Here is a 17,746-nt window from a genome sequence, read left to right as displayed (position 1 = left end):
GCCACGCCTACGCACGTAACAGGAGCCGCACGCATAATGACCGATCCACGCACGAGCCGAGAACGGCACCGCGTGCGCTGAAGGGCGCAGCCCTGTTCGCCACGCGCTGACCGCGAGTCCCATGCCGCCGACGAATCGGTGGCCCTCAGTACTGCCCCAAGGAGCAACGATGCTCGCCGTTCTCGGCTTCGCCACCCTGGGCAGCTTCATGCTGCTCGTGATGCGGAAGTACCTTTCCGCGTTCACCGCCATCATGATCACGCCGATCGCCGCCGCCCTGATCGCAGGGAAGGGCGCCAAGCTCGGCGACATGATCATCAACGGTTTGGACACGGTCGCCCCCACCGCCGCACTCCTGCTGTTCGCCGTCCTCTACTTCGGCCTGATGATGGAGGCCAAGCTCTTCGAGCCGGTCTCCCAGGCCATCGTCCGCGCCTCGAAGGGTGACCCGGTCCGTATTGTCGTCGGCACCGCCGTCCTGGCCCTGCTCGTGGCCCTCGACGGCGACGGCACCACCAGTTACATGATCATCTGCTCGGCGTTCCTGCCCGTCTACCGGCGCCTGGGCATGAATCCGCTCATCCTCGCCACGCTCGCCGCCATGGCACTGGGCACCATCTCCGGCACGACTCCCTGGGGCGGCGCCGCCACCCGGGGCGTCAGCGTGCTGCACCTGGACGCCACCGAGTACTTCGTCCACATGATCGGCCCGATGGCCCTGACCTCGCTGGCCATCATCGCCGTCGCCTACTGGCTCGGCCTGCGCGAACGCGGCAAGATCGACCCCGAGAAGCTCGCCGCCTACAAGCTCGACATCGCTTCAGGAGAGGCGTTCGAGCCGGTGAAGGCCGACTGGCGCATGTGGTTCAACGCCGCTCTCACCCTGGTGCTGATGGTGCTGCTGATCCTCGAAGTGGCCGAACTGCTGGTGCTGTTCATGGTGGCGTTCGTCATCGCCCTGCTCGTCAACGTCCGCAGCATCAGTGACCAGCAGGACCTCATCAAGCGCCAGGCCGCCAACGCCGTCCCGGTCATGATCCTCGTCCTCGCCGCCGGCGTCTTCACCGGCGTCATGACAGACGCCGGCATGATCAAGGCCATGGCCAACGCCGCCCTCTCCGTGGTGCCGGACTCCATGGGCAGCGCCATCCCGGTGTTCACCGCCGTCCTCGCGCTGCCGCTCGGCTTCTTCATGTCCAATGACGCCTACTGGTTCGGCGTCGTCCCTGTGCTCGCGGAATCGGCCGCGCACTACGGCATCGCGGCCAACGAGATCGCCCGCGCCGGGGCCATCGGGCAGATCCTCCACATGATGGGCCCGACCTCGGCACCCCTGTGGGTCCTCCTGGGCCTGATGAAGGCCGAACTCGGCGACTTCCAGAAGCACGCCCTGCGCTGGGGCATCCCGGTCTCCATCGCCTACATCGCCTTCGCCGCCCTCACCGGCGCGATCAGCTTCGCCTGACAGCGCCGGCGGCGGCGTCGCTCGATACCGCAGAGCCCGGTGGGACCGCACAGCTCCGTGCGGTCCCACCGGGCCGGGCTGCCACGGGTCCGTCATCGATGGCGAGCGGCGGCCTGGAGATCGAAGCCCTCCGTCTGAACGTCGCGGAGGGTTATCGGCCGTGCGCTCCCGAGTGCCGCGCGAGCGGCGAGGTGCTGCGCCGCCGCGTTGAATGTCTCGACCGCGACAAGACGGTCTTGCTCGAACGAGAAGACGGTGCGGCGTCCGCGGCTGTCGGTGAGGACGTGCACGGCGCTGTGCGCCGACGGATCGTCGGGGATCACCCCGGCGATCTGAAGACTGCTCGGGCCCTGCCGGGTCCAGAACCAGGCGAGCGCATCGTAGGGCGCGCCGTGGCCGAGCAGCTGGTTCGCGACGCACTTCGCCTGGTCCGTGGCGTTCTGGACGGACTCGAGACGGAGCAGGCGGCCCGACCGACGATACGGAAAGCGTGCGCAGTCGCCGATGGCGTGGATCCGCGGATCCGAAGTGCGCAGGTTCTCGTCCACGACCACCCCGTCGTTCACCACGAGTCCGCATGCGCTCGCGAGTTCAGTGTTGGGGACCACTCCGGCCGCGACGACCAGCATCTGGGTAGGGATCCGCCGGCCGGAGGTGGTGCGGACCGCCCGAAGAGCCCCACCGCCGTGCTCCAGCCTCTCGATGCCCTCACCGAAGTGGAAGGTGACTCCGGCGTCGCGCAGTGCCTCGGTGAGGATCGCCGCCGAATGCTCGGTCACCCCACGTGCGAGTGCGCGTCGGCCGATGTCGACGACCGTCACGCCCTGGCCCTTCACGGCTGCGTGTGCCGCGAACTCCATTCCGACGAATCCGGCGCCGAGCACCGTGATGTGATCGGTGTCGGGCAGGCGCGCGCGAATGCCGTCGGCGTCCGCACGGGTGCGCAGTTCCACGACCCCCTCGGCCGTCACCGGGACGTCCGGTATACGTTGGCTTCGGGCGCCGGTCGCCAGCACCAGATGGTCGTACGCCAGACACTCGCCGCCGACCGTGAGCACCCGACGGGCATCGCGGTCGACGACGGTGGCGCGGTCGTGGTGGAGGCGGACCGCGCCGTCCTCGAAGAACCCGGGATCACAGAGGTCGAGCGCACTCGCAGGGATGCTTCCCGCCAGGTACTCCTTCGACAGGGGTGGCCTGCTGTATGGAACTCCCGGCTCCGCACCGATCAAGGTCACCGTGCCGTCGTAGCCGCCGTGGACCAGCGACTTGGCGAGCTGACAGGCCGCGTGCCCCGAACCGATGACGACCACGCGGGCCGAGGCCGCGGGCATCAGTACTGGTTCTCAGGCAGGGCGACGACCAGACCGTCCAACTCGGGCCCGACCCGGATCTGGCAGCTGAGCCGGCTGTTGGGCTTCCGCTCGGCTGCGGCGGCGTCCAGCATCTCGTCCTCCTCCTCGGCCGGCGGGTCGAGTCGGTCGAGGTACTTCGGCTCGACGTAGACATGGCAGGTCGAGCACATCATGGAGCCACCGCACTCGCCCACGATGCCCTTCACACCATGGGAGACGGCCGTCTGCATGACGCTCGCTCCGTCCTCCGCGCCGATGGTGACGATCGCCCCGTCGGAACCGATGTACGTGATCTTGCTCATCAGGCGCTCCTCACCGCGTCCCACGTCACGGGCAGGTTCTCGATACCGCGATAGGTGAAGCCGAACCACTCGGTCGCGTCGGGATCGACGACACGGAATCCCTCCAGCCTGTCGAACAGCACCGTCCACGCCACCTGGGCCGCCACGCGTGAGGCCCAGATCCCGGCGCACAGGTGGTCTCCTCCGCCGAAGGCGAAGTGGGGCCTGCGCTCCCGGAACACGTTGAAGGAGTCTGGGTCGTCGAACTGCTCGGGATCCCGGTTCGCTCCGCTGATCTGAAGGACGACGATGTCGCCGGGCCGGAAGGCGATGCCACCCACGGTGACCGAGTTCAGTGCCTCGCGGGCCACGGTTGTGATGGGCGGCAGCCAGCGGACCACCTCGTCGAACGCCTGGGAGAAGCAGAGGGGGTTTTCCAACAGACGTGCCTTCTGGTCGGGGTGTTGCTCGAAGGCCCACAGGCCGTGGAGCAGGGAGTGCTGGGGCTCGTTCACGCCGCCGGTCACGGCGAGCCGCATGGTTCCCCGGATGACGTCGATCGGGAGCGGTTCCGGACGGTTGACCATGGCCGAGAGCATGGAGTCGTCCGGTTCGCGCTTCAGTCGCTCGATCGCCACGTCGATCGCGGCATCGACCTCCGCCCTCGCCTCCTCGGCGGGAGGCCAGAGCGCGGGGTCGTCGAGCTGGTTCTGGGCGGCCGCGATGAAAGCGTGCGACCAACGGGCGATGTCTTGCCACGGCACCTGGGTGAGTCCTGAGATCGCGGCGAGGTTGAGAGCCGCGTAGGGCACCGCGAAGTGCTTGTTGACGTCTGCTCCCGGGCCCTGCTCCATCAGCTCGTCGACGAGCTGCTCGGCGTGCCGACGGAAGACCGGCCGCCAGGTGTCCGTGACCGTCTTCGGACGCAGACTGGGGTTGACGACCGCCCGTTCGTCCGCGTGCTCCGGGTCCTGCTTGAACATCAGGTTCGGCCCGATCGCCTTCACCAGGGGGATCTCGCCGCGCAGGTTGCACCAGTTGCCGGTGTCCGACCAGATCGCGCGGCCGACCGCGTTGCTGCAGGTGAAGTGCAGGTTGAGCAGGGGGACGAAGACGATGTCGTGTCCCTCCTGACGCATCCGCCTGGAGATCTCCAGCGGATCGCCGAACAGGTGGCTGACCTCGAACCAGTCCGCGACCGGCGCACCGGCGGCCTGCGGGGAGTCGGAACTCAGGGTGCTCATCGCTCTTCCTTCATCGCAAGAGGGGCCGTACCGACGGTCAGTGACACGTCTGCTGGATCGCGCCGATCCCGTTGATGCTGCTCACCACCACATCGCCCGGGCGGAGGAAGAGGGGTGGGTTTCGGGTGGCGCCGATACCGGCGGGCGTCCCCGTGAAGAGCACGTCGCCCGGAGCCAGCGGGCAGATCGCCGACAGGGACTCGATCAGTTCCGGAACCGTCCAGAGCATCTCGGAGGTCCGAGCCTTCTGCACGGGCTCACCGTTGACCTTGCAGGCGATCTGGAGGTCGAGTGCGTCGTCAACCTCGTCTTTGGTGACGATCCATGGGCCGATCGGTCCGTACCCGGGGAAGGACTTGGCCAGCGAGAACTGCGGTGCGCCTCCCACGAATTGCAGCGCTCGGTCGGAGTAGTCCTGTCCGACGGCGTAACCCGCCACATGGTCGAGTGCCTCGGATACCGGTACGTGGTCCGCGGCGCGCCCGATGACGACGACCAACTCGACCTCCCAGTCCACGGTTCCGCTTCTCAGGGCCAGGTCCCCGAAGGGCGGGGCGAGGGAGGACCGGAACTTGGTGAAGGTCGGCGGCACGCCGTCCTTCACGCAGCCCAGGCCACTCTCGACCCCGTGCTCGGCGTAGTTGAGACCGATGGCGAACACCTGGCCCGGGCGTGGAACCGGGCATTCGAGAGCGGTGAGTTCGACGAGGGTCGCCTGGGCCCGCTGGTCGAGGGTCGCCGCCCAGGCACACAAGTCGTCCCAGACCGCGAACAGTTCCTGGACGTCCGCCGGGAACCGGCCCTCGCTCGCCTCATGGACGTCGAGGCCGAGAATGGCGCCGTCCGGGGTGTCGTGCACCAGAAGTGCCCGGCCCGCACTGGATGCCAACCGCATGTGTTTCGTTTCCTTTCCACGAGTTCCTGTCGGCGCGTCAGGCTTCGGGCAGCCCGACGACCGCGTCGATCTCGACCTTCAGGCTCGGATGGATGAGGCCCTTGACCTCGACGAGCGTGCTCGCCGGCAGATGAGGGCCGAAGAAGTCGGCGCGGACGGGTGTCACGAGGACGTGATCGGAGACGTCCGTCAGATACACGTTGACCTTGAGGATGTCCGCGGGGCTCGCGCCGACAGCGTCGAGGACTTTCCCGAGATTCACGAAAAGCTGCCGGGCCTGTTCCGTCACGTCGGACGAGACCGTGTTGGCCTGCGGGTCGTGGCCGACCACTCCGGATATGAAGACCAGATTCCCGAAGGAGACGGCGTGTGCGTAATGGCTGACGGGGTCGGAGAGTTCCGGAATCACGATCTCGCGCTTCGTGACGCTCTGGGTCATGGGTGTGCTCCATTCGGTTTCGACAGGAAGCGCAGAACGATGTCGTTGAACTCGCCGGACTTTTCGAGATAGGGGGCGTGTCCTGCCTCCCGGACGAGCAGGAGGGGCACAGGCCCCAGGAGGCGCTGGGCCGCCTCCGCGACGGCGACGGGCACGACGATGTCGTCGGCTCCCCACACCAGCAGGAGGGGAAGGGTGTCCACCCGCTCGGCGAGCTGCGGGCCGACGACGTCGTCGTCCAGGCGGGTCCGGAAGTACTCCGACAGCAGTGCGGCGGCTTCATGGGCGCCGGGCGAGTTGTTGACGCGGTACTCCTCGTGCACCAGGTCCTCGGTCACCAGCGACGGGTCGCGGAACACGAAGCGCAACTTGCCCTCGATGCCGTCCCGGGTCGTGTTCAGGACCGATGCGCCGATGAGTTCGCGCGCCTGTTCACCGGCCGGTAGGAGCCCGACCGCCCCCACGAGGACCAGTCCGACGGCGATGCGCGGATGGCGGGTGACGGCGTACGCGCACACGTGACCGCCGAGCGACGTGCCGACCAGCACGACCTTGTCGAGGGCTAGGGCGTCGATCACGCCTTTGAGGTAGTCGGCGTAGAACGGTACTGAGTACGGCAGTTCGCCCTTCTGCGCAAGGCCGTGACCGGGGAGGTCGAAGGCGAGGACGTGACAGCCCTCGGCCGCCAGGGCGTCGATGTTCTCGCGCCAGCGGTCCGCTCGGGCTCCCAGACCATGCACCAGCACGAGGCTCGGTCTGCCGGGGGCGACGTTCTCCGGTCGCGCTTCGAGCACCCTGGTCGTCACGCCGTTCACGCTGATCAGGTACTGGATCATCGGGTCGCCCCCGTCGGCCGGGGCTCATTCGCCGACAAGGTTGCCCTCCGAGAGCTGACCGTCTTCCTGCTTGCGGATCTCCCGGGCGATGTCGTGCGAATCGGCCTCGGTCCACAGGAAGTTCGGTGACACCATGTTGTCGGTCGAGGGAAGGCCCTCGTAGACGTTCTCTTGACGGAGGTCGCCGATCGAGTGGACCAGCGCTCGGTCCCTGCGGAACCTGAACCGCTCCAGGTCGATGTCCTCCTCGCTCGTGTCGACGACCTTGCCGTCCTTGATGACGACCTTGTCCACCGTGTGCCGCCACAGGACGGACAGGTCCTTGAGCGGGTCCCCGTCGACCACGAGGATGTCCGCGATCTTGCCGACGCCGATCTCGCCGAGCCAGCCCTCCAGGTTGACCGTGACCGCGGCGTTCTTGGTGGCGGCCTGGATCGCCTCCAGGGGCGTCAACCCCGCGTACTGGACGAGGAGTTCGATCTCCCGGGCATGCCACTCGCCGTACGGAGTGACCGAGAAGCCGGAATCGGTGCCCGTGATGAAGGTGACGCCGGCCTCGTGGGCGCGATGCATGCTGTCCGCGGACAGCTCCAGCAACGCCTTGCTGCCGTCGCGGGCCACCTTCGGCGCTCCGCAGTGGGAGCCCCAGTCGGCGAAGTTCGCCAGCAGGAGCAGGGTCGGCACCAGCGGCGTCCCGGTCTCCACCAGACGCTCGATGGCGTGGTCGTCGAGGATGTTGCCGTGCATGATCCAGTCGAAGCCGGCGTCCGCCGCGGCGGCGGTCTCCGCCGCTCCGCGCGCGTGGATCGTGATCCGGCGCTTGTGCTGGTGGGCGAGGTCGGCGGCCAGTTTCATCTCGTCGTCGGTGAAGGCCTGGAACTCGCCGAAGGGGCTGTCGGCCAGCTTGATCAGGTCGACGCCTGCCTTGATCTGGTGGCGGATCTCGCGCTTGATCTCGTCGGCGGTGTTCGTCAGCACGCCGATGCTTCCGTCGGGGACACCGACACTGTCGGGGTACCAGTCGGTCAGGCTGTTGCTGGTGCTCAGGTAACGCCCCGCCGAGATGGTCCGCGGCCCCTCGATCATGCCGCGGTTGACCGCCTCGCGCAGACCCACGCCGATGAAGTAGCTGCCGCCGGGCTGCGAGATGCTGGTGACGCCCGACCGGAGGACCTTCTTCATGTGCCAGGCCGCGATCAGGGTGCGCAGTTCGTGGCTGGTGTAGAGGTCGATCTCCTCCTCGGTGCGCGCCTCGCCGTACGTCATATGGCAGTGGCCGTCGATGAGACCGGGCAGCACCGTCTTCCCGGTCGCGTCGATGACGGTGAGAGGCTCGCCGCGCGGCACTCCGGTACGGTCCGCCCCCTCTCCGACCGCCGCGATGAGGTTGTCCTTGACGAGTACGGGGGTGTCCTTCAGGACGGGATTGGCGTCACCGTCGATGACGTCGCCGTGCTCGATGAGAATCCATGAGGACACCATTCGCTCTCTCTCCTCAAAGCCGCCTTTGCCACTCGGGATATCACCGCTCAAGTGGGTAGACGGCAGAGTAGAAAGAGCGCGGAACGCGGACCATATGGTGGGCGCACGAAAAGCGGCCGTGGGCTGTGCGCTCCGCACAACACCCCTCAGTCCCCGGCCGATCCCAGAATCGTCGAGCCCAGCCAGCGGCAGGCCAGCAGCGCGATCTCCAGGTCCAGGCGGCGGTCCCGGACGGGGTGCCCGAGGAGTGATTCCGCCTTGCGGATGCGGTACTGCACAGTGTTGCGGTGCAGCAGCAGTCGTTCGGCGGTCGTCTGGAAACTGCCCCCGGTGTCCAGGAAGACCCGCACGGTGTCCCGCAGTCCGGCGGTGGCGTCGTCGTCGCGTGCCAGCGGCCCGAGTACCGCGCGGACCCATGCCTTCGTCGCACCGAGATCCCCGCACATCAGCGCGATCGGCCCGACCTCCGCCGAGCATGTCACCGCGGCCCGCTCCGACACCGCGGCCGCCATGGCGACGGACTGCGCCTGCCGCGCCTGCTGGTGGGTCAGACGGAACCCCGCCAGCCCGGTCGCGGGCGTGCCGACCGCCACCCACATGGCCTCCGGCCCGGCAACGGCGATCCGGTCCACACCGGATTCCGGCTCGGGCAGCCAGGCCCACAGCGTCGACTCGTCGGCGGGAACCAGCAGCGGCTCGCCCTGGCAACGCGCCTGCTCGGCCAGCTCCGCCACCAGGTGCTTCAACTCGCGCAGCCGGTCCGTTCCCGCCTCGGCCCAGGCCACCATGCCGAGATGGGCCCGGGCCAGCCGATATCCGAGCACGCGTTCACTGTCGGCCACGTCGACCCAACCCGTGCCGAGAAGCGCCCGCACCCGGGCGGAGCGGACCGCGATCTGGGCGTGCAGGCGCCGGTCGCGTTCCTCCTGATAGGCCGTCACGACCTGCTCGGAGACCCGGTCGATGTATCCGAAGGACAGCCGGGTCAGCTCCGTCAGTGCCGCCGCCACCAGCATGGGATCGGAGGTCGTGGTCCTGACCTCGCCTATGAGCCGGTCGGCGAGGAACCGTTGGCCGATGCGATAGGCCCGCAGCAGCACGGTGATGGGTGTGCCTCGCTGTGCGAGCCGACGCGCGTGCTCCAACGCCTCGGCCGGGGCGTCGGTCTGGTCGACGCCGAGCCCGAACTCGTTCATGTGCAGGGCCGTCACCACATTGCCGCTGACGGTGGCTCGCAGCAGGGGCACCATATGGCCGTCGCCCCGGAGTTCGGGTTCCTCGGCGAGGAGTTCACCGAGCAACTGCTCGGTCAGATCGGCGGCCTGCCGGCTCAGCCCGGCGGAGACCCTGGCCAGCAGCTCGTTGGAGTCGTCGTCCGGCATGCGAGCAGACTACGAGCCGGGGCACGCCCGGGCCTACGGTTCCCCGGACCTCCGCCTGCGCCGGTCTCGGGTGGTCCTGGCCGGGCCGGGAGACGGGGCGGGCGGTGTGGAGGGCGGTTTGACTAGGCCGTGGAGGTGGGCGTAGGCGACGGCCTGGACCCGGTCGCGGAGGTCGAGTTTGGTCAGGATGCGGGAGACATGGGTCTTCACGGTCTCGTCGCCGATGCCGAGGCGGTCGGCGATCTCGGCGTTGGTGTACGCCTCGGCGACCAGCAGCAGCACGTCGCGCTCCCGCGAGGTGAGGTGTTCCAGGCCCGCGGGGACGACCGGCGGGGCGACCCCCTCGGCGAGGCGGTTCAGGAGGCGGCGGGTGACCGAGGGGTCGATGAGGGCGTCCCCGCGCGCGGCGACCCGGACGGCGGCGATGAGTTCCTCCGGGGGGAGGCTCTTGAGGAGGAAGCCGCTGGCTCCGGCGCGCAGGGCGCGGTGGACGTAGGCGTCCTGGTCGTAGGTGGTCAGCAGGATGACCCGGGTGGTGTTGTCCGGGTCGGCGAGGATCGTCTCGGTGGCGCGCAGGCCGTCCAGCAGGGGCATGCGGATGTCGAGGATGGCGACGTCGGGGCGGAGCCGGCGTACCTCGCTCACCGCGCTGCGGCCGTCCGAGGCCTCCGCGACGCACTCCAGGTCGGGCTGGCTGTCCAGGACGCCGCGCAGGCCGGAGCGGAACATGGCGTGGTCGTCGGCGACCAGGACGCGCACGGTCATGACCGATCCAAGGGGTTGAGGGGGTCGTGGGCTTCGAGAGGGAAAGTGACGGTGGTGGTCCAGGCGGTGCCGTCGGGCGTTGGGCCGTACATGACGGAGCCGTTGAAGAGGGCGGCGCGGCTGCGGATGCCCTGTAGGCCGCGGTGCGGTGAGTCCGGACGGCTGCGTGTTCCGGCGGGGAGGGGGTTGGTCGTGGTGACGGTGAGGGCGGAGGGGGCGTACCGCAGTTCGACCTCCGCGGTGCCGCCGTCCCCGTGCCGCAGGGCGTTGGTGAGCATCTCCTGCACCACCCGGTAAGCGGCGATGTCCAGGGACTCCGGCAGCTCGGGCGGCACGCCGTGCACGCTCACCCGGGTCTTCAGCCCCACGGCACGGACGGTGTCGAGGAGCCCGGAGAGGTTGTCCAGACCCGGCTGGCTGTCCTCCCCGGCCGGGTCACCGTGCAGGAAGTCCAGCAGGCGCCGCAGATCGACCATGGCCGCCCGGCTGGACGTCTCCACCGCGGTCAGCGACTCCGTGACGTCGACGCCGCCCGGTGCCGCCCCGCCCCGCAGCCGGGCGACCCCCGCGTGCATGCTGATGGCGCTGACGTGGTGGGAGATGACGTCGTGCAGATCGCGGGCGATGCTGCTGCGTTCCTCGGCGATGGCCTCGGCCAGGGCCTGCTGCCGCTCGTGCCGCTCCCGCTCGGAGCGCTGCTCCAGTTCGGCGATGTAGGCGCGGCGGGCCGTGGTGTACCGCCCGACGAGCCAGGGCAGCAGGGCATCGCCCAGGGCGCCGAGGAGGAGCCCGCCGTGCCCGAAACCCTCTCCACCGACCAGCTGGCTCCCGACCACCCCGGCCATCAGACAGGCCAGGGACGCCACGGCGGGCCCCAGCTCCAGCCAGGCGCCCACCCGGTACGCGGACACCAGCATGCCCGCGTTGTTGAGCTGGGGCAGCGGACCGTGACCGGGAAGCAGGACGCTGCCGCCGACCGCGACGACCGCCTGGGCGACGGCCACCACTCCCGACAGCCGGGGCGAGGTGGCCAGGGCGGCGTCGGCCACGACGATGGCCGCGAGGACCACCCAGTGCCATGCCGTCAGCGGGCGGGACGTGTCGGCGAAGAGGAAACCGAGGCAGTCCACGACGAGGGTGGTCGCCGCGACCAGGAGCGACTGCCGGGTCAGTGATCCGCTGACGTCGCGGGCACGGACGGACGCGGCCCGGCGCACGCCGGGTGCTGCACCGCTCTCGCTCTCGGGCACGACGCTCTCGGGCAACAGGAGCACACCTTCCCTTTCCGCTCCGGACCGCTTCGATTCCCCATGATGCCTGGTCACGGACGCGGGCGGGTCCCCCGACCGGGGGATGCGGACCCCCCTGTCACAGTGACGACAACGGCGCGGTGCCTTCGTAGCGTGGCCTCACCATGAACGACACGACCGCTCGTACGACGGCGCCCCCCACACGCCCCCGTACGGCCCACCCCCACCGCCATCGCCGCCTCTGGGCCGCGCTGTCCGTCCTGGTGTGCGCCGTGGCCCTGCTGTTCGGGTCGAGTTCGGCCGCCACGGCGGACTCCGCGTCCAGCGGCAACGACGTACAGGTCGCCCAGACGCTCGGTGACCGGGAGCTGACCGTCATCCTGCGCCGGATCACCGGTGTGCCGGGTCCACTGCACGTGGACGTGATCACACACAAGGGCACAGCCGCCGGAAGCATCAAGCTGGCGGTGATCCCGACCGGTGTCTCGACGTCCGCGTCCAAGGGTGAGGCGTCCGGGACGACCGTCGACACGGCCGTCGTGAAGCTGGGCAGCACCCCCGGCACCTACTCCGCCCAGATGGACGTCGACGAGGTCGGCCCCTGGGAACTGACGCTCGACGACGGCGCCGGGCACACGGCGAAGATCCCCTTCGTCGTGTCCAAGACGGTCACCTCACCGGCGGAGAAGGCGGTGTACGCCGGCTTCATCGGCGCAGGGGCCCTCATCCTGGTCACCATCGTCGTCGCCGTACGCGTGCGGCGCGGCTGGTGGACGTTCGTACCGTCCGGTGGCGTGCTCGCCTGTCTCGCCGTGGCGGTCACCGGCGCCGTCCTCTCCTCCAGCCTGCCGTTGCCGGTATCCCAGGGCGGCACGGTGGACGCCACGATCGACGGTGTCGGCAACCCCTACACCTCCGTCGTCCAGCAGGCCGCCGACTACTCGCGCCCGCCCGCCACCATGCTGCTGAGCTCCTCCACCACCCGCGCGGGCGAGACCGGCACGCTGAAGCTGAAGCTGACCGACGCCTCTACGGGCCTGCCCGTCGACGACCTCGTCGTCCACGACGGGGCATTGGTGCACCTGCTGGTCGTCGGACCCTCGGGCCAGCTGTACCACCTGCACCCGGTCATGACCGAGTACGGCACCTTCGAGGTACGGCTGCCCCTGCCCGAGGCCGGCCACTACGCGGTCTCTGCCGAGTTCGCCCGCCGGGGCGGCGGCGTCCAGGAGGTCCGCTCCGCGACCGGCATCGACGCGACCGGCTCGACGAAGGGCGCCTCCACCGACGTATCGACACCGGAAGGAACCGGCACCCGGACGGTCGACGGGGTCAGCGTCAGCATGACCGCGTCGTCGCTCGTCGCGGGCAAGGCGGCCGTCCTGACCGCCAGGATCGGCGACTCGGCGACACTCCAGCCCTGGCTCGGCATGGTCGGGCACATGATCGTCGTCGGCCCGCTCAAGTCGAAGACGGCCGCGGTGGGCGAGGAGACCCAGAACGCCGAGGTGTGGGCGCACTCCCACTCCATGGGCGCGGTGTCCGACAGCAGCTCCGATGACATGTCGGGGATGGAGGGCATGGACGGGATGGAAGGGATGGACCACTCTTCGTCCTCCACTTCCTCCTCGTCCTCGACCACGGATTCCTCGTCCTCGTCCTCTGACATGGACATGGACTCGATGAGCGGCCTGACCTCCGTCAACGGCGACAGCACCGCCGACGAGACGGTCGCCGCCTACGGACCCGACGTCTCCTTCGTCTACACCTTCCCGACCGCCGGCTGGTACCGGGTCTGGATCCAGGCCGAGCGCGACAACGCGATCATCACCGTCCCCTACCTGCTGCACGTCACCGACGCCACCACGGAGAAGACCCGATGAGCGGGCCCATGTCACCGTCCCGCCGCCGACGTCTCCGGATGGGTGCGGTCCTTCTGGCCACGGTGCTCTTCACCGTGCTGGCGCTTCGCCTGATGGTGTCGTCGGGTACGACGGACTCCTCGTCCGGCGACACGACGTCCGGCGGCACGACCCTCACCGGCGGCACCACCCACGACGTGGTGGCCCTGACGATCGCGTCCCCGAAGACCGGCATGACGGCGGTCGAGGTCCGGCTCACCCCGCGCGAGGGGACCAAGACGACCGGATCCGCGCCGGTCGTCACCGTCTCGGGCGTGCTGCCCACGATGGGCCACGCGCTGCCCGACTACACCGCCGTACGCACCGCGAGCAACCGCTACCGCGTCGCTTCCCTGCCGCTGATGATGACCGGCCGCTGGGAAATCCTCGTCGACATCGACGGCCAGGGCCGTGACGACCACCTCGTTTTCCCGCTCACCCTCACTCGCTGACCCAGCCGAAAGGCAGTGCCGATGGACTCCCTCCCCGATTCCACGCTCACCGTCGCACCCGACGAACCCTCGCCACCAGACAACCCGCCCGGCCACAGGCGAACTGGGCCAGCCCCGTCGCCGCCTTCACCGTGCTGATCGGCACGCTGACCTCGCTGATCGGTATCAGCTGGGACATCGAGTGGCATGTCGACGTCGGCCCGGACACCTTCTTCACCCTCTCCCACCTGCTGCTGTACGCCGGCAGCGCACTCGCCGGCCTCGCCAGCCTGACGATGGTGCTGCGCTCCACCTTCGCGCAGCGCGCCGGACGTTCCGCCGACCGGGCCGTGGGCGGTGCGCCGGTCCGCGTCTTCGGCGGTACGTTCACCGCGCCGCTCGGCTATCTCGTCTCCGGCAGCGGCGCCGCGATGTTCCTGCTGTACGGACTGATGGACCTGTGGTGGCACTCCCTGTACGGCTTCGACGCCGTGCTCAACTCCCCGCCGCACGTAGCCCTGTTCATCTCCATCAGCGTGACCATGATCGGCAGCATCACCGTGTTCGCCGCCGCCCGGGAGCAGCTGTGGGGGCGGATCGGCCTGATCGTCAGCACCCCGATCCTGATCACCTTCTGCCCCCTCACCACGTACGCCTTCCAGGGGGTGTCCCAGACCATCGACCCGCAGCTCGCGGGCAACATCTTCTTCTCCGTCTGTCTGCTGATCACGGGGGCGCTGACCCTGCGCCGCCGGGGCATCGCGGTGTGCATCGCCGCCGTGCTCGGTGCCATGCAGCTGTTCCTGTGGTGGTTCTCGCCGTGGGCGGCCAAGTGGTACGCGGGCTACGTCGGGCTGCCGCTGCGCGACAACCTCATGGACGCGGCGCCCGTACTGCCCTCCGGCATCCCCATGTTCATGCTCGCCGTGGCCGTGGTGATCGAGGCCCTGCTGCTCCTCGGCCGCAAGCAGGGCTGGTCGGCGCGGTGGCTCCCGCAGGTCGTCGGCGCCGTCGGCGGCGTGCTCGTCAGCCTCTCGATGCTCCTGCAGACCAACCTTGTCAGCGGAGGTGGCGGAGGCGGCGGAGGCGGTCCGATGGGCCAGTCCGGCACCTCCGCGAGCACGATCCTCACCGACGCCGTTCTCGGGCTCGTGATCGGCACGCTGGCCGGCTACCTCGGCTCCCGCTTCGCCGTTCTGCTTCGCCTCAACACCCCCGTCACCGACCAGGAAGACAGCCTGCCCCGATGAACACGCGATCACTGCTTCGGGTACGGCCGCGCCCGGCACGTACCGAGCGCCGGACGGTACTGCGCCGTGCCCGCTCCCTCGTCCTCGCCCTGTGCGCGATGGCGGGCCTGCTCTTCGTCTCCGCCCCGTCCGCCCAGGCCTACGCGCCGGTCGACATCGTCCACACCGAGAAGGTGAAGGTCGGCCCCTACAACCTGACGGTCGGCTTCTCCAAGTGGCCGTTGCGTGCCAACCAGTCCCTCGATTTCACCTTCGCCCCCGACGGAGGCATCAAGGGCAAGTCGGGCACCCTCTCCATGAGCCTGGTCGGCCAGAAGAGCGGCATGGGTGGCCCGGGCGGCGGGGGTGGTGGAGGCATGGGCGGTCAGCTGGCCCGGCACCCGCGCAAGCTGTCGGTGTGGGGTCTGGACGTCCAGTCGCTGTCCACCGCCGGCAAGTGGAACTTCACCTTCACCATCAAGGGCTCCCAGGGCACGGGAACAGGCACACTGAAGAACATCACCGTCCTCTCCCAGCCCGGCCCCCCGTACGCGGTGAGCTGGACCGCGTCCACTCTGCCGCCCGTCGGTGGCCTGATCACACTCCTGGTCGTGGCCTGGCGCCGCCACCGCCCGGGCCGCGACCTCGCCGCACTGAGCTACTGACGAACAGATCCCCTTTGGGGGGATACACCGACCGGCGAGGGTGCAGTCGCACCCTCGCCGGTCGTTCTTTCACGCTCCTGCGGGAGGTGTCAGGTGAGGGTCCACTTCTGGTTGCTCTGGCCGTTGCAGGCCCACAGGATCAGTTTGGTGCCATTGACGGTCGCGGCGCCCGAGGCGTCCAGACACAGGCCGGAGAGGTTGTTGGTGACGGTGCCGTCGGAGTTGACGGTCCACTTCTGGTTGGTGCCGTTCGTGCAGTCCCAGATGATGACCTTGGTGCCGTTGGTGGTGCCGTTGTCGTTGGCGTCGAGGCATTTGGTGCCGTAGACGACCAGTTCGCCGCGTGAGGTCCGGGTGAGGGTCTGGTTGCGTCCGCCGGAGCAGTCCCAGAGCTGTGCCTGGGTGGCGTCGACGTAGGTGTTCTTCTCGATGTCCACGCAGCGGCCGGAGGCGGTGCCGACGAGGGCCACGCCGCCTGTGCCGGGGATGTCCTGAACGCGGATCGCGTCGATGTCGGGAGCCGTACTGCCGGAGACCGCGGCGAACTTCACGGAGTTCGTGCCCTTGGCCAGGTGGGCGAGCACGGAGACGGTGCGGTAGGTGGTGGCCGAGCCCGTCGGCGGGAAGGAGACGACGTACGAGTACTGGCCGCCCACCTGGATGGTTGCCTTGCGTGCCGTGGTGCCGCCGTTGGCGTAGGTGATGTCCACCAGTTTCGTGCCGGCCGCGGAGGCGGTGACGCTGAAAGTCGGAGTGGTGGCGGTGGTGGTGTCCTCGTACGCCGTGCCGGACGCCTCGGCGCCGGAAACGGTCAGCAGCACCGCGTCGTTGGCCGGTACGGACGTGGTGTAACTGGTGGCGAAGGAACCGGCGTCGGTGCGGGTCCAGGCGTTGCGCACGGTCGCGGAGGCCGAGGTGAGGCCGAGGTCGGTCCAGCGCACGGTGATGTCCGCCGCGGACGAGGTGCGGTTGAACAGCATCACCGCGCGCTTGCCCGTACCGGCGAGCACCTTGCCGTACACCTGCAGGTTCCGGGTGTCCTCGGCGACCTTGACGCCCTGCAGTCCGCGCGGGTCCTGGTCGATGGCGAGGACCTCGGGGTTGGTGAGGATGTCGCGGGTCTCGGTGGTCATGGTGGCCACGTTGTTGCCGGCCAGCAGCGGGGCGCCGGCCATGGACCACAGGCTCATGTGCAGCCGGTTGCGGGCGGCGGTCATGCCGCTGAGGCCGACCATCAGCATGTCGGGGTCGTTGTAGTAGCCGGTGTGCTGGGCGGCGGGCTGGAGGGCCTGGTCGAAGTTGCGGTACATCTTGGTCAGGCCCGGGGTCTCCTTGTACAGGAGCACGTCATGGCTGGTGCGCCACAGGTCGCCGTATCCGGTGGCCCAGTTCCACGGCAGTCCGGTGCCCCACTCGCAGAAGGACAGGACGAGGTCGCGGCCGGTGACGGCACTGGCGGCGTCGTTGGCCGCGGCGATCGTCTTGTACGTGGTCTCCTGGTCCAGGCCTTCCGCCTGCCCGCCGCACCAGTCGATCTTGACGTAGTCGAAGCCCCAGCGCTGGAAGGTCTCCAGGTCCTGCTGGTAGTGGCCCTCCATACCGGTGTCGGGCGCCGCCGCCCGGGTGGTGGGGTAGTAGTAGCCGCAGCCGTTCTTGCCCGCGTCGGTGTAGATGCCGGCCTTCAGGCCCTTGCTGTGGATGTAGTCGGCGATCGCCGCCATGCCGCCCGGCCAGAGCGTCTCGTCGACGACGATGTTGCCGTCCGCGTCCCGGTCGCCCTGCCACCAGCCGTCGTCCAGGTTGACGTACTTGTAGCCCGCGTCGGCCATTCCCGAGGAGACGAGGGCGTCGGCCTGTTGCTCGATGACGCTGTGGTCGATGCTGCTGAAGAAGCTGTTCCAGGACGCCCATCCCATCGGCGGGGGTGTGACGCCGATCTGAGTGGTGCTCACGGCGGCCAGCTCCATGGACAGGGGCGTCAACGCGTCCTGTCGGTCGAGGCTCGCCAGGCCCGCGACGGCGAGAGCGGCGGCCAGGACCTGGGCGGCGATGCGCCTGGTCCATCTTCGTACAGCGGGGTGCGACATGCGGCTCTCCAAGGGGGTGGAGGGATGACGGTTGCCGGT

At 69.1% G+C, this 17,746-nt stretch carries 16 protein-coding genes; 5 read left to right on the top strand and 11 right to left on the bottom strand.

What is annotated here, in order from left to right:
• Positions 1-169: 169 nt before the first annotated feature.
• Positions 170-1,465, top strand: a complete 1,296-nt coding sequence (locus ACQEWB_RS10390) for a CitMHS family transporter (protein WP_432829372.1) — start codon at positions 170-172, stop codon at positions 1,463-1,465.
• A gap of 92 nt (positions 1,466-1,557) precedes the next feature.
• On the opposite strand, the gene ACQEWB_RS10385 is transcribed toward ACQEWB_RS10390, so the two are convergent.
• The 10 genes from ACQEWB_RS10385 to ACQEWB_RS10340 all read right to left on the bottom strand — a co-directional run bounded on the left by ACQEWB_RS10385 (position 1,558) and on the right by ACQEWB_RS10340 (position 11,409).
• Positions 1,558-2,799 (bottom strand): NAD(P)/FAD-dependent oxidoreductase, encoded by a 1,242-nt coding sequence (locus tag ACQEWB_RS10385; RefSeq protein WP_432829370.1) that lies wholly within the window; start codon positions 2,797-2,799, stop codon positions 1,558-1,560.
• A complete protein-coding gene (locus ACQEWB_RS10380) occupies positions 2,799-3,122 on the bottom strand; it encodes a 2Fe-2S iron-sulfur cluster-binding protein (RefSeq protein WP_432829368.1) in 324 nt (107 codons plus the stop codon). The genes ACQEWB_RS10385 and ACQEWB_RS10380 overlap by 1 nt, the downstream gene beginning before the upstream one ends.
• On the bottom strand, positions 3,122-4,345 hold the full coding sequence (locus tag ACQEWB_RS10375; protein WP_432829366.1) for a cytochrome P450: 1,224 nt from the start codon (positions 4,343-4,345) through the stop codon (positions 3,122-3,124). Before ACQEWB_RS10375 ends, ACQEWB_RS10380 begins: the two co-directional genes overlap by 1 nt.
• A gap of 37 nt (positions 4,346-4,382) precedes the next feature.
• Positions 4,383-5,240 (bottom strand): fumarylacetoacetate hydrolase family protein, encoded by an 858-nt coding sequence (locus ACQEWB_RS10370; RefSeq protein ID WP_432829364.1) that lies wholly within the window; start codon positions 5,238-5,240, stop codon positions 4,383-4,385.
• Between the two features lie 37 nt (positions 5,241-5,277).
• A complete protein-coding gene (locus ACQEWB_RS10365; RefSeq protein WP_432829361.1) occupies positions 5,278-5,679 on the bottom strand; it encodes a RidA family protein in 402 nt (133 codons plus the stop codon).
• A complete protein-coding gene (locus ACQEWB_RS10360; protein WP_432829359.1) occupies positions 5,676-6,515 on the bottom strand; it encodes an alpha/beta fold hydrolase in 840 nt (279 codons plus the stop codon). Before ACQEWB_RS10360 ends, ACQEWB_RS10365 begins: the two co-directional genes overlap by 4 nt.
• A 24-nt stretch (positions 6,516-6,539) precedes the next feature.
• Positions 6,540-7,997: an amidohydrolase family protein gene (locus ACQEWB_RS10355; RefSeq protein ID WP_432829357.1), complete on the bottom strand. Its 1,458-nt coding sequence runs from the start codon at positions 7,995-7,997 to the stop codon at positions 6,540-6,542.
• A 146-nt stretch (positions 7,998-8,143) separates the two neighbouring features.
• Entirely contained in the window at positions 8,144-9,379 is a 1,236-nt protein-coding gene (locus tag ACQEWB_RS10350) for a PucR family transcriptional regulator (protein WP_432829355.1), read from the bottom strand.
• A 33-nt stretch (positions 9,380-9,412) separates the two neighbouring features.
• Complete coding sequence (locus tag ACQEWB_RS10345; RefSeq protein WP_432829353.1) at positions 9,413-10,144, bottom strand: response regulator; 732 nt, start codon at positions 10,142-10,144, stop codon at positions 9,413-9,415.
• The gene (locus tag ACQEWB_RS10340; protein ID WP_432829351.1) at positions 10,141-11,409 is read right to left on the bottom strand and encodes a sensor histidine kinase; all 1,269 of its coding nucleotides are present in this window, start codon (positions 11,407-11,409) and stop codon (positions 10,141-10,143) included. Before ACQEWB_RS10340 ends, ACQEWB_RS10345 begins: the two co-directional genes overlap by 4 nt.
• Positions 11,410-11,558: 149 nt before the next feature.
• Here ACQEWB_RS10340 and ACQEWB_RS10335 point away from each other — a divergent pair, with 149 nt between their 5' ends.
• The 4 genes from ACQEWB_RS10335 to ACQEWB_RS10320 all read left to right on the top strand — a co-directional run bounded on the left by ACQEWB_RS10335 (position 11,559) and on the right by ACQEWB_RS10320 (position 15,620).
• Positions 11,559-13,277, top strand: a complete 1,719-nt coding sequence (locus ACQEWB_RS10335; RefSeq protein WP_432829349.1) for a hypothetical protein — start codon at positions 11,559-11,561, stop codon at positions 13,275-13,277.
• Positions 13,274-13,747 carry a hypothetical protein gene (locus ACQEWB_RS10330; protein ID WP_432829347.1) on the top strand — a complete coding sequence of 158 codons (474 nt, stop codon included), beginning with the start codon at positions 13,274-13,276 and terminating at the stop codon, positions 13,745-13,747. The genes ACQEWB_RS10335 and ACQEWB_RS10330 overlap by 4 nt, the downstream gene beginning before the upstream one ends.
• 131 nt (positions 13,748-13,878) lie before the next feature.
• Positions 13,879-14,976 carry a hypothetical protein gene (locus tag ACQEWB_RS10325; RefSeq protein WP_432829345.1) on the top strand — a complete coding sequence of 366 codons (1,098 nt, stop codon included), beginning with the start codon at positions 13,879-13,881 and terminating at the stop codon, positions 14,974-14,976.
• The gene (locus ACQEWB_RS10320) at positions 14,973-15,620 is read left to right on the top strand and encodes a hypothetical protein (RefSeq protein WP_432829343.1); all 648 of its coding nucleotides are present in this window, start codon (positions 14,973-14,975) and stop codon (positions 15,618-15,620) included. Before ACQEWB_RS10325 ends, ACQEWB_RS10320 begins: the two co-directional genes overlap by 4 nt.
• Before the next feature lie 89 nt (positions 15,621-15,709).
• Here ACQEWB_RS10320 and ACQEWB_RS10315 read toward each other — a convergent pair whose 3' ends face one another.
• Positions 15,710-17,707 carry a ricin-type beta-trefoil lectin domain protein gene (locus ACQEWB_RS10315; protein WP_432829341.1) on the bottom strand — a complete coding sequence of 666 codons (1,998 nt, stop codon included), beginning with the start codon at positions 17,705-17,707 and terminating at the stop codon, positions 15,710-15,712.
• Between the last annotated feature and the right edge of the window lie 39 nt (positions 17,708-17,746).

This window comes from Streptomyces sp. CA-249302, assembly GCF_050936785.1.
Taxonomy (GTDB): Bacteria; Actinomycetota; Actinomycetes; order Streptomycetales; family Streptomycetaceae; genus Streptomyces.
The sequence above is the reverse complement of the archived record's forward strand: the minus strand, read 5'-3'. Positions and strand labels throughout refer to the sequence as shown.

Bases quoted from the DNA above. Each gene is read 5' to 3' on its own strand.
- ACQEWB_RS10390 (WP_432829372.1), top strand. From the start codon at position 170: ATGCTCGCCGTTCTCGGCTTCGCCACCCTGGGCAGCTTCATGCTGCTC.
- ACQEWB_RS10385 (WP_432829370.1), bottom strand. From the start codon at position 2,799: ATGCCCGCGGCCTCGGCCCGCGTGGTCGTCATCGGTTCGGGGCACGCG.
- ACQEWB_RS10380 (WP_432829368.1), bottom strand. From the start codon at position 3,122: ATGAGCAAGATCACGTACATCGGTTCCGACGGGGCGATCGTCACCATC.
- ACQEWB_RS10375 (WP_432829366.1), bottom strand. From the start codon at position 4,345: ATGAGCACCCTGAGTTCCGACTCCCCGCAGGCCGCCGGTGCGCCGGTC.
- ACQEWB_RS10370 (WP_432829364.1), bottom strand. From the start codon at position 5,240: ATGCGGTTGGCATCCAGTGCGGGCCGGGCACTTCTGGTGCACGACACC.
- ACQEWB_RS10365 (WP_432829361.1), bottom strand. From the start codon at position 5,679: ATGACCCAGAGCGTCACGAAGCGCGAGATCGTGATTCCGGAACTCTCC.
- ACQEWB_RS10360 (WP_432829359.1), bottom strand. From the start codon at position 6,515: ATGATCCAGTACCTGATCAGCGTGAACGGCGTGACGACCAGGGTGCTC.
- ACQEWB_RS10355 (WP_432829357.1), bottom strand. From the start codon at position 7,997: ATGGTGTCCTCATGGATTCTCATCGAGCACGGCGACGTCATCGACGGT.
- ACQEWB_RS10350 (WP_432829355.1), bottom strand. From the start codon at position 9,379: ATGCCGGACGACGACTCCAACGAGCTGCTGGCCAGGGTCTCCGCCGGG.
- ACQEWB_RS10345 (WP_432829353.1), bottom strand. From the start codon at position 10,144: ATGACCGTGCGCGTCCTGGTCGCCGACGACCACGCCATGTTCCGCTCC.
- ACQEWB_RS10335 (WP_432829349.1), top strand. From the start codon at position 11,559: ATGAACGACACGACCGCTCGTACGACGGCGCCCCCCACACGCCCCCGT.
- ACQEWB_RS10330 (WP_432829347.1), top strand. From the start codon at position 13,274: ATGAGCGGGCCCATGTCACCGTCCCGCCGCCGACGTCTCCGGATGGGT.
- ACQEWB_RS10320 (WP_432829343.1), top strand. From the start codon at position 14,973: ATGAACACGCGATCACTGCTTCGGGTACGGCCGCGCCCGGCACGTACC.
- ACQEWB_RS10315 (WP_432829341.1), bottom strand. From the start codon at position 17,707: ATGTCGCACCCCGCTGTACGAAGATGGACCAGGCGCATCGCCGCCCAG.